Below are 10954 nucleotides of genomic sequence, written 5' to 3'. Positions count from 1 at the left end.
CTGCAAGTGACAGCTAAAACGCTGCAGTTGGGTCTGGTTGTCGATTCTGCAGCTCAACTGAATGTGCTTCGTCCGCTGGTGGCAGAAAGCGGCCACAAGGTGGCTGTTAGCCTGCTGGCCGAAAACTTTGCCAGTGATCTCAGTAATCGGCAGATACAGTTGGTGGATGCCTGGCTGGTGATACTGCCACTGGAAAGCCCCAGCTGGAACGCCATTGATGACTGGCTGGAACAGCTGCAATTGCCCGTGATTATTGACGATGGCGGAGACGCTGCACCGGGCGGAGTGAATCATGATGCCTGGCGTCGTCGGGTGTTAAATAAGCTGCAGCAGTTGAATGGATCCATCAATCTGGAGCAGCATTCTGCGGGCGCGGCCAAGACCATTTGGGTGTTGGCCGCTTCCACGGGCGGGCCGGAAGCGGTCAGAGAGTTCTTTCAGGCGTTGCCGGACGGGCTCGATATCGGGTTTGTTTACGTACAGCATATCGACACCGGCTACGAACAATCGCTGGTGGATATGGTGAATCGACACAGTCGCTATCAGGCTTACCCCGTGGCTGATGGTGATGTACTTTACGCAGGCTCTACGGCCATTGTTGCCGGACAGCAATGGATTGATTTTCTCAGCAACGGAACCGTCGCCGTCAGGCCTGAAAAATGGCCGGGGGTTTACAGTCCGGCAATTGATCAGGTATTTGCCAATATGGCGCGCTGTTTTGGCTCGCGCTGCAATGTCATCGTCTTCAGTGGTATGGGCGACGATGGCGCGGCCGGGGCACGCCTTGTTCACCAGCAGGGCGGACAGGTGTGGGCACAGCAACCCGAAGGTTGTACTGTGGCTTCCATGCCCGAATCGGTGATTGCAGCGGGACTGGTTTCAGTGACCGGAACACCGAAAGAACTGGCGGCGCAACTGACACGACACATACGATCGTCGCCCAAGATGTTTAATAAGTAATAACAGGTAAGAGATCATGGACAGCGCGTTAAAAACCATCGAACAGTTTGCTCCGGACGTTGTGCCGAGCCTGATGATACCGCTGGCAGAGCGGACACTGCTAGCGCCAACGGTATCGGTTGCCGAGATGGTTCCGTACGCTGCGCCTGAAACGATTAATGACGCACCGGATTGGTTGTTAGGCTATTTCTTGTGGCGGGACGTTAAAGTACCTTTGTTGTCTTTCGAAATTCTTTGCGGTGAAACTCAACCCGAGTTACAAGCCAAAAGCCGGATCGCAGTTTTTAACAATACGGGTGTCAGCCCTGATTTGCCGTTTGTCGCTGTGCCGACCCAGGGTATTCCGAAGCTGGTTCGTGTGAGTGAAGAAGACATCAGTATGATGGAAGACCGAAGCTGTCGAACCTTTGAGCGGATGCACGTGACGTTAAGCGGTGAAGAAGTACTGATTCCCGACGTCAGCGCTCTGGAACAGGTTTATCTTGACTGGCAAAATGGGTACGTGGGTCAGAGCTAGGCTCTGACCAGTTAGGTGCAGTCTCTTTTTGGGGTGGGCTACACCTGATGTTGTTTTAGATCGACGTCCAGACAGGATGCAACCAGATTACGTTTGCTGAAGTTATACCGGCTGAGTACCCCCATCGCACCCTCTTTACCCAGTAGACGAGTGGTCATCTCTTTCAGTCCTAACCCTTGTGCGTTTAATGTCTGAGCCTGTTCAGCGAGGTTCGTTAGGTAGTCGTATTTTTCTCCCAGCTTTTGTTGACCGTTTTCCACAATTCCGCGGTGGGGACAGAGTATCGTGTCGAAATCGTGTGACAGGGTAAAGCGGATGCTGTCGAGTAATAGCGGAATGGATTCGTCGCTGCGCAACAGTTTCAAATAATTGGCGATGTAGAGGTCGGCACTGAACAGCCAGCCGCGATCTTCCATCAGGTAGCAAGTCATGTCCTTGGCGTGCCCGGGGGTAAACAACGCTTTGGTTTTTTCAGTGCCAATGCGGATGTCATCAGACAGCGGTTGAGCGTCTGCCAGTCCACAACGCCCCCAAATAAATCGCTGCATTGGCGGAATCTTGAAGCCGCGCTTTAATATGTCGATGGTGAGTGCAGGCGCGTTTGGCTGGATACCCGTGAGTTGGTGAATGGCTCCCGCATTGCCACTGTGGTCTTCATGATGGTGAGTCAGCAATAACTGTTCAAGCGGTCTGGATTCTATAAACGGTTTAACGTATTTCCATTGATTGCTCGGGCCGGAATCAATGATTGTGTCACCCAGTCGGTAAACAATAAACGAGGTATTGATGCCGAGATTAACTCTCCCGACGCGCAGGCCGACTAGGTCTCTGTGTTGATATCGCTGCATCACAGACATGGTGGGATCAATACCTCTAAAGTTCGGGGGTAGAGCTGGATTTAATAGATCGAGCTGAAGTTTATCCTAGCAGCTCGTGTGGGGCAGAACACTGGTTAAAAAGGGCGGATTACTGACGCAAAAGGACAGACTAAACGGAGTAAGGTGGTTAGCTAAGATCGCCCCAGAGGTATTGCAGCACGCTGATGGCCGCAATGGGTGCGGTCTCGGTACGGAAAACCCGGGGGCCGAGAGCCAGAGGCAGAAACTCTTGCTGCTGCGCTCGCTGAATTTCAGCTGCGGACAGACCACCCTCAGGTCCGATCAACAGGGCGACAGATGTGGGTTTGTCAGATTTTGCCAGAGAGGTGTCCGTGCGGTGATGCAACACAAACCGCGATGCTTCAGTCACGGAGGGCAACCAGTCTTCAAATCGTTGTGCCGTCTGTAGTTGTGGCAGCGTGTTGCGCTGACACTGTTCGCAGGCGGAGATGAGAATCTGTTGCCAGTGTTGTTGTTTCTTTTCCAGCCGTGGGCCGGTGAGCTTGACTTCTGTGCGTTCTGTGAACAAGGGTGTAATCCTGGCAGCGCCCAGCTCCGTGACCTTTTGCAGTACCCAATCCATGCGTTCGCCGCGGGAAATACCAATGCCTAAATGAATAGGCAGTGGCGATTCGCGTTCCACGTCGTCAAACGACGCAATTGAAACGCGAACCTTCTTTTTTCCGACGTCACTGATGGTTGCGGTGTACTCGCCACCCTGGCCATTAAACAGCACCAGCTCCCGGCCGGCTTGCATGCGCAACACCTTGCCGACATGGCGAGACGCATTGTCGTCCAGCTCGATATCGCTATCGACCTGTAAAGGTTGCTCAGTGTAGATACGAGGTATGCGCATAAAAAACGACGATCAGCTGTCCAGTCCCAGGTTTTTCACAATGGCGGCTGTGGGTTCAACCTGATTCATGGTGTAAAAATGCAGACCGGGTGCGCCATTTTCCAGCAGGGTTTCACACAACTCGGTGACCAGATCCAGACCAAAAGCCTTTACGCTGGCGGTATCATCGCCAAAGCTTTCGAGGCGTTTGCGAATCCAGCGGGGAATATCAGCACCGCAACCATCACTGAAACGAATCAGGTTTTTGTAATTCAGGATAGGCATGATGCCTGGGTAAATCGGATTGGTAATTCCGGCTTTGTCACACTGATCCATAAAATAAAAGTAGGCGTCAGGGCTGTAGAAGTACTGAGTTAATGCACTGTCAGCGCCAGCGTCGAATTTACCTTTCAGGTAACCAATGTCGTCGTTGTAGCTAGTGGCTTCCGGATGGATTTCCGGATAGGCTGCAACTTCCAGTTGGAACGCATCACCGAAATGTTCACGGATAAACGCGACCAGTTGATTGGCATAAACCATCTGAAACGCGCCGCCCATACCTGAAGGCATATCACCACGCAGTGCCACAATGCGGTCGACACCGGCGTCTTTGTATTCCTGCAGTAGCGCTTTCATGGTGGTTTCGTCATCGCCACCAAAAGACAGGTGAGGTGCGACAGCAATGCCATCCTGTTTGAACGTGTTGATGATACCTTTGGTGTTGTCACGTGTGGAGCCGCCGGCACCATAGGTTACGGAAAAGAATTCCGGATTAAGGGTGTTTAATTCGTCACGTACGGTCAGCAGTTTAGCGCGGCCTTCGTCGGTTTTGGGCGGGAAGAATTCAAAGCTGAGACGCAGGTTTTCGTTGTTACTCATGATCATTACTCAATGTCTTTGCCAGGCGCAAAGCGCCTGGCGGTTGTACGGTCGGGTGTTATTTCCGATCAGTACTTATAGCTTTCTGGTTTAAATGGACCGTCTACATCGACGTGAATGTAGTTCGCTTGGGTTTCAGTCATGCGCGTGATGACACCACCGAAGCCTTCCACCATATCTTTGGCCACTTCTTCGTCCAGCTTTTTCGGCAAGACTTTGACGTAGACCTCGGACGACTTTTCCTCTTCCATCAGATTGGCAAATTTACGCTCGTACAGATAGATCTGTGCCAGCACCTGGTTGGCGAAAGAACCGTCCATAATGCGTGATGGATGACCGGTAGCGTTCCCTAGATTCACCAGACGTCCTTCGGACAACAGGATCAGATGATCGTTACTGCTTTTGTCGCGGTAAATTTTGTGCACCTGTGGTTTGACTTCATCCCACTCGTAGTTGTCGCGCAGGAAGGCGGTATCGATTTCGTTATCAAAGTGGCCAATGTTACATACCACAGCGCCATTTTTCAGTGTTTGCAACATGGCGGCGTCACAGACATTGATGTTACCGGTGGTAGTGACAACCAAATCAGTAGTGCTGAGCACGGCTGTATTGATGTCAGCGACCTCGCCAGTATTGACGCCGTTGTTGTAGGCGGAAACCACTTCGAAACCATCCATACAGGCTTGCATGGCACAGATTGGATCAATCTCGGTAACCTTAACGATCATGCCTTCCTGACGAAGTGATGCGGCAGAACCTTTACCCACATCACCGTAGCCGATAACCAGCGCTTTTTTACCGGCCATCAGGTGGTCGGTGCCGCGCTTGATAGCATCGTTGAGAGAGTGACGACAACCATACTTGTTGTCGTTTTTGGATTTGGTGACCGCATCGTTGACGTTGATGGCGGGTACTTTCAGCTCGTTCTTTTCCAGCATTTCCAGTAGACGGTGTACACCGGTGGTGGTTTCTTCAGAAATGCCGTGAATGTCGTTCAGCAGTGCAGGGTACTTGCTGTGAACCATTTCGGTCAGATCGCCACCATCGTCGAGAATCATGTTGGCATCCCAGGCTTCAGTGCCGTCTTTTTCCGACAGAATGGTTTGTTCAATACACCAAAGAAACTCTTCTTCGGTCTCACCTTTCCAGGCGAATACAGGAATGCCGGCAGCGGCAATGGCTGCAGCCGCATGATCCTGAGTTGAGAAAATATTACAGGACGACCAGCGCACGTCGGCACCCAGGTCCACCAGAGTTTCAATCAGCACGGCGGTCTGAATGGTCATGTGGATACAACCCATGATCTTGGCACCGGCCAGAGGCTGTGCGTCTTTGTACTTGCGACGCAGCGCCATCAGTGCAGGCATCTCGCCTTCAGCGATGTCGATTTCTTTACGGCCCCAGGCGGCGAGTTGGTTGAACTCGGCTTCGTTGGCAGCGGCAACTTTGTAGTCTGTAAAAGTAGTCATGATTAATCCTCTTCTGCCAGCCTGTGGCTGGCGTATGTCAAAATGAATTCAGGCGACGGTTTGTGGCGACCATGAGTCTGTTAAGCCAGTGCGGCTTTCAGCTCGTCAACCTTGTCGGTTTTTTCCCAGGTGAAAGCGGTAAAGGTTTCAGATTTTTCTTCGCCGTTTTCTGTCCAGGTGTATGTGTGTTCAAACGGCTCGCGACCGAAGTGTCCGTACGCGGCGGTCAACTGATACATCGGGTGCAGCAAATCGAGCATGGTGGTGATGGCGTAAGGGCGCAGGTCGAACGTTTTACGGATGGCGCCGATCAATTCGTCATCACTGACTTTGCCAGTGCCGAAGGTATTGATCGAGATAGACGTCGGCTCGGCTACACCAATGGCGTAGGACACCTGTACTTCACAGCGATCCGCGAGACCGGCAGCCACGACGTTCTTGGCGACATAGCGACCGGCGTAGGCTGCAGAGCGGTCTACTTTGGACGGGTCTTTGCCGGAGAAAGCGCCGCCACCGTGACGAGCCATGCCGCCGTAGGTATCAACAATGATTTTGCGCCCGGTCAAACCGGCATCCCCAACCGGACCACCTATCACAAACTTGCCGGTAGGGTTGATGTGAAATTGCGTCTCGGCGTGCAGCAACTCAGCGGGCAGGACGTGCTGAATGATGTTTTCCATCACTGCGATACGAATATCTTCTTGAGTCACTTCAGGGTTGTGCTGAGTCGACAGTACCACGGCGTCGATGGCAACAGGCTTACCGTCTTCGTAACGCATGGTGACCTGGCTTTTGGCGTCGGGACGCAGCCACGGCAGAATGCCGTCTTTACGTAACTCAGCCTGACGTTCCACCAAGCGGTGAGAATAATAGACCGGAGCGGGCATCAGTGAATCGGTTTCGTTGGTGGCGTAGCCAAACATCAGCCCCTGGTCGCCGGCACCCTGATCTTCAGGACGGGCGCGATCAACACCTTGGTTGATATCCACCGATTGTTTACCGATGGCGTTCAGAACTGCACAGGTGGCACCGTCGTAACCGACATCGGAACTGTTGTAACCGATGTCGGTGATGACATCGCGAATGATGTCTTCAAGATCGACGTAGCAGGACGTGGTCAGTTCGCCAGCGACAATCGCCATACCGGTTTTCACCAGCGTTTCTACCGCAACGCGGGCATATTTGTCGCGGGCAAGAATGGCATCCAGGACGGCATCAGAAATTTGATCCGCCATTTTGTCGGGATGGCCTTCCGACACAGACTCGGAAGTAAATACGGAATACTCAGACATGAATGGCATGCTCCTTTAAAAATGACCGCACCTGCGGTTGAACAATCTTTTATTCGGACATGAGTCCAAAATCTCTGTAAAACTATTGATTAGGTTGAGGGATCAGGCCGAGGGCTTAAAAAACTGCCTGACCTGAATCTGAAAACCATTGCGCAACGCCATATACTGGCTTTGCCCTTCCTGCAGCCCGGCGAGTTGCGCCCAGCTGGAAAAATCGTCAGGCTCAAAGCCGAGCCATACATCACCACAGGCATCTCGCGCCCACTGTTGGTCGTGGTGACACAAGTCGGCGACTAACAGGCAGCCCTGCGGATTGAGCAGTTGACTGATGTCGTCAAACAGGTGTGCCGGTGACGGCACGTGGTGCAACACCATGTTGATGACGACACAATCGGCATTCAGTGCCAGTTGAACCGCGGCTTCGGTGTCGCCATGAATACATTCAACATTGCTGAGTTGATGCTCAGAGGCAAAGACTCGAGCCTTGTCGAGCATCGACTCTGAGTTGTCCAGGGCTATCACCTGAGTAAACCTTGAGGCCAGCACTGACAGGAACTCTCCTTCGCCGGGTCCTACTTCCAGCGCCGTCTGGTGCTGTGGCAATGACGTATTGGTCAGCATCTCGGTAACGGCTTCCGCATAGACCGCATGACTGGCGATCAAATCCTGCTGCGCCCGGAACTTTGCGGCGTTGTCACTGAAAAACGCCTGCGAAGCGGCAGCCCGCTCCTGTTGTATTGTCTTGAGCTGAACATGATATTCATCCGCCAGCGGGTTCTGATCCAGTGTATGAAACAGGCTGTCCAGCAGTTGGCGGAAGGGCGATTCAGCGCCAGGTAGCGCTCGGCGGTAGAAAATCGAGTTCCCCTCCCGGCGGGTTGCCACCAGTCCGGCGTTGGCGAGCACTTTCAGGTGGTGGCTCATGCCAGACTGCTTAATGGCAAAAATTCGGCTTAGCTCCATTACTCCGAATGAATCTCGCGCCAGAAGTCGCAGAATCTCCAGCCGCAAGGGGTCTCCGGCGGCCTTTAATGTGGCTGCCAGGTCGCTGGTTAAGGGGCTTTCGGCGAAATTTACCGTGGATAACAACTGAGACATGCAGAGCAGTCTAGCAGGGGAGTCAATCTATATCAAAATATTTTGATATAGATCTGTTCTGGTGACTCTTGTTCGATGGCTATTTCTCGTTCAAAAACGTAACCGGGCACTGAAAAGTGCCCGGTTCGCAGTAACTAGTCATGTAAAAACTAGGGATTAGCCATGTAAAGATTAGGGATCAGAAGTGATAACCAATGCCCAAGACGTATGCAAAAGCGCCATCGTCAAAGTTGTCTTCGGCTTCGTCGCCATCGCTAAAGAAGAATTGATATTCGGCACGTCCCATAATAAAGGTGCTTTCAAGCACATAGTATTTGAGACCAAATTCTATACCGGCGAAAGCGCTGTCTTTGACCCCGTCACCATAGATACCACCCAGGCTGGCACCGACAAAGGGGCGCCAGGCACCGTCAAGGAAGTGGTAATCCAGATAGCCACGGGTGCTGCCGTTCCAGAAATCATCGGTGGCATCTTCACCTTCAATGTCTGCGTAATTGATGCTTTGACGTATACCCCAGACCATGTGGGAAGAGGTGTACCAGCCGATATCCGCAGATGCGCCCATACTGCTGTTGTCGAAATCCTTATCGCTGGTACCGGTTCCTGAAAGTGTGAACTCCCTGTCTCCACTGCTAGGCCCAACACTCTCTTGAGCAAAAGCCACGGCCGGAAGCGCACTTGCTAAAACGCCAATGGCCAAAAGATTTTTAGTGAATGTTTTCATCTTGACTCCTTACTTGACTTTACATCTTCGCATCAAATTTTCTTGTTATCTGCGAAAAGGGTTAGCCATTAAAATGAGGAAGTTACGAAAAGCTTTTTACCCAACGAAAAGACCTGAGCTTTTCATGTCAAAGCGTAGCACTGGCGAGTGTGTTCGCTACATTTTGATACAACGATTGTCGTTATTTTTCTCACAAACGTTACATCGTTCACTGAAAATGGCGTGATAAATGAAAGGGGTGAAAGGTGCGATTTGAGCAAAAAAGTTTGAGTCAGATAATGCATTAAATATCAGTGAGGATAGGGATGACAAGGGCTATAAGATTCGGAAGCTTCCAGAGTTTCTCTCATAACTTTTTATGTTTTTATGGTTTTGTTTTTTTTATTATGGGAAATTACTTTTCCATCTAAAAATAGAAAGTTCAGTTGAAAATTGATAAACAGTCTGTAAAAAGTATCAAGATAAAATATGTCCAACCCTGATTGATGGCTCAGAGCTTTGCGTTCAGAATAATGTCGGCCAGGGACTTATCAACTGGCAAGGATTTAAAAGGGCTGATATTGGCTCCGCCGCTGTTACCTTTTGGAATCATGCCGAAAGCAGTTTTGGTGGCCGCGCCAATGATTCTCAGAAGTTGTCCCCTGATTTCAGGTGTGTCTTTTTCTTTCAATCCCCATAGCAACATGTGGTAGTGAACTTTCACGTGCCAATAGGTGGATTCCTGTCCGAGAATATGCGCATTCTCCAGATGTTTAAAAGCTTGTTGAGAAGCACCGTTAGTCATTTGGATGTCGGATTTCGTCAGCTCGGCTTGAACAAAAGGGGTAATGTGTTTGGCGAAGTAACAGTTCATGTTGTTAGTATCCCTGGTCAATCTGAAATCGTGATTTGGTAGTAGATTTACCTTTTATAGACCTTTCCCCAAGGGGAATGTCCAGCGGGTTAATGTATGGCGAAGTGAAAGAGGAAGATCGTGTCTTTTCTTTTTTGTTTTAGCAGTACGAATTGGAAGTACGAAGTGGCGCATTCTGAACTATTCTTTACCGTAAGAAATATCAATTTTTACACTAAGGAGTGAGGGTGAAACGCAGAGATCTGGTCAAATATGGACTGCTGACAGGAGTTTCTGTGGCAGGATGCACCAACAACTCCGGACCCGTCAGTAACTTGCAGGCGGTGGAGCCAATTTCAAAGCCTGACACCGTTGATTCTTCGAAGCCGGCTGAAACGAAACCGGTAGAACTACCTGATAGATCACAAGCGATTCATTATCCTCAGGCGCTGAAGCGTGGAGATACCATCTGTTGTGTCTCTCCGGCGACGGCTATTTTTGAGCGCAGTCTGGTGGATATGGCCAAAGAATCCCTGGAAGAAGGGGGACTAAAGGTCAAACTGGGTGAGCACATTCTGGACCAAAATGGTTATCTGGCCGGGACCGATCAGAATCGAGCCAAAGACATTAATGAAGCCTTTGCTGATCCCGAGGTGAAAGCCATCTTTGCGTTGCGCGGCGGCTGGGGCAGCAACCGAACTTTGCCGTATCTGGATTTTGAACTGGTTAAGAACAACCCCAAAATATTTATGGGCTTCAGCGACATTACGACCTTGTTGAACGCTTTTTATCACAAGGCGGGGCTGGTCACGTTTCATGGCCCAGTGGGGTTTACCCACTGGAATCCCTATCGATTTGATTACATCAATCGTCTGATTTTTCAGGGGCAAAGCGTCAAGTATGTGAACGAAGATCGCAGTGGTCCATTGATCGTCACGGGGGATAATCAAATTCGCACCATCAATTCCGGTGTCGCTGAGGGTCGACTGGTGGGAGGAAATATGAGCGTCTGGCTATCCCTGTCAGGCACGGACTATCTGCCGGATGTCGATGGCAAAATCCTGTTCTTCGAAGACGTGAACGAATCGGTCTATCGCATCGATCGCTACCTCTCGACTCTGAAACTCAACGGCACACTGGATCGAGTTGCTGGTTTGATCTTCGGCTACTTCAGAAAACCCCGAGGCCAGAAAGATCGCGAGGTCATGGTGGGCTCGTTTACCCTCGCCAATATCGTAGAGCAATATGTAAAGCCCTTGGGCATCCCTTGCTACATGGGCGCACAGATCGGTCATATTCGCCACAATCAAACCTGGCCTGTCGGGGGCCTGGTGAGAATGGATGCGAATGAAGGTACGTTGCAATTACTGGAGCCGGCGGTGACGGTGTAATCTGCTACTTTCTGCGTTTATTCCTTACAACATAGGATTTTCCGGAACCTTTTTTGATGTCAAATAGATCAATTGCCTT

The 10954-nt window shown here is 50.9% G+C and carries 11 protein-coding genes; 3 read left to right on the top strand and 8 right to left on the bottom strand.

Going from position 1 to position 10954, the window contains the following annotated elements; genetic code table 11:
* Nucleotides 1–6 precede the first annotated feature (6 nt).
* Together ACTG33_RS00055 and ACTG33_RS00050 are read left to right on the top strand one after the other, a co-directional pair.
* Nucleotides 7–960 (top strand): chemotaxis protein CheB, encoded by a 954-nt coding sequence (locus tag ACTG33_RS00055; protein WP_439133110.1) that lies wholly within the window; start codon nucleotides 7–9, stop codon nucleotides 958–960.
* 16 nt (nucleotides 961–976) lie between these two features.
* Nucleotides 977–1477 carry a chemotaxis protein CheW gene (locus tag ACTG33_RS00050; protein ID WP_439133109.1) on the top strand — a complete coding sequence of 167 codons (501 nt, stop codon included), beginning with the start codon at nucleotides 977–979 and terminating at the stop codon, nucleotides 1475–1477.
* A 38-nt stretch (nucleotides 1478–1515) separates the two neighbouring features.
* Here ACTG33_RS00050 and ACTG33_RS00045 read toward each other — a convergent pair whose 3' ends face one another.
* The 8 genes from ACTG33_RS00045 to ACTG33_RS00010 form a co-directional block, all read right to left on the bottom strand.
* Entirely contained in the window at nucleotides 1516–2334 is an 819-nt protein-coding gene (locus ACTG33_RS00045) for an MBL fold metallo-hydrolase (RefSeq protein ID WP_439133108.1), read from the bottom strand.
* Between the two features lie 148 nt (nucleotides 2335–2482).
* Nucleotides 2483–3211, bottom strand: a complete 729-nt coding sequence (locus ACTG33_RS00040; protein ID WP_439133107.1) for a 16S rRNA (uracil(1498)-N(3))-methyltransferase — start codon at nucleotides 3209–3211, stop codon at nucleotides 2483–2485.
* Between the two features lie 12 nt (nucleotides 3212–3223).
* Nucleotides 3224–4069, bottom strand: a complete 846-nt coding sequence (metF, locus tag ACTG33_RS00035; RefSeq protein WP_439133106.1) for a methylenetetrahydrofolate reductase [NAD(P)H] — start codon at nucleotides 4067–4069, stop codon at nucleotides 3224–3226.
* A gap of 68 nt (nucleotides 4070–4137) precedes the next feature.
* Nucleotides 4138–5538 carry an adenosylhomocysteinase gene (gene ahcY, locus ACTG33_RS00030; protein ID WP_439133105.1) on the bottom strand — a complete coding sequence of 467 codons (1401 nt, stop codon included), beginning with the start codon at nucleotides 5536–5538 and terminating at the stop codon, nucleotides 4138–4140.
* An 80-nt stretch (nucleotides 5539–5618) separates the two neighbouring features.
* Complete coding sequence (gene metK / locus ACTG33_RS00025; protein WP_439133104.1) at nucleotides 5619–6830, bottom strand: methionine adenosyltransferase; 1212 nt, start codon at nucleotides 6828–6830, stop codon at nucleotides 5619–5621.
* Between the two features lie 102 nt (nucleotides 6831–6932).
* Nucleotides 6933–7928, bottom strand: a complete 996-nt coding sequence (locus ACTG33_RS00020; RefSeq protein WP_439133103.1) for an ArsR/SmtB family transcription factor — start codon at nucleotides 7926–7928, stop codon at nucleotides 6933–6935.
* 178 nt (nucleotides 7929–8106) lie between these two features.
* Nucleotides 8107–8652 carry a hypothetical protein gene (locus ACTG33_RS00015; RefSeq protein ID WP_439133102.1) on the bottom strand — a complete coding sequence of 182 codons (546 nt, stop codon included), beginning with the start codon at nucleotides 8650–8652 and terminating at the stop codon, nucleotides 8107–8109.
* A gap of 490 nt (nucleotides 8653–9142) precedes the next feature.
* On the bottom strand, nucleotides 9143–9505 hold the full coding sequence (locus tag ACTG33_RS00010) for a DUF3703 domain-containing protein (RefSeq protein WP_439133101.1): 363 nt from the start codon (nucleotides 9503–9505) through the stop codon (nucleotides 9143–9145).
* A 227-nt stretch (nucleotides 9506–9732) separates the two neighbouring features.
* On the opposite strand from ACTG33_RS00010, the gene ACTG33_RS00005 reads away from it, so the two are divergent.
* Nucleotides 9733–10875 carry a S66 peptidase family protein gene (locus tag ACTG33_RS00005; protein ID WP_439133100.1) on the top strand — a complete coding sequence of 381 codons (1143 nt, stop codon included), beginning with the start codon at nucleotides 9733–9735 and terminating at the stop codon, nucleotides 10873–10875.
* Nucleotides 10876–10954: the final 79 nt, after the last annotated feature.

The organism is Pseudomaricurvus sp. (genome assembly GCF_965662505.1).
GTDB lineage: Bacteria > Pseudomonadota > Gammaproteobacteria > Pseudomonadales > Cellvibrionaceae > Pseudomaricurvus.
Note: the sequence above shows the minus strand (reverse complement) of the source record. Positions and strands in the feature narration are given on the sequence as shown.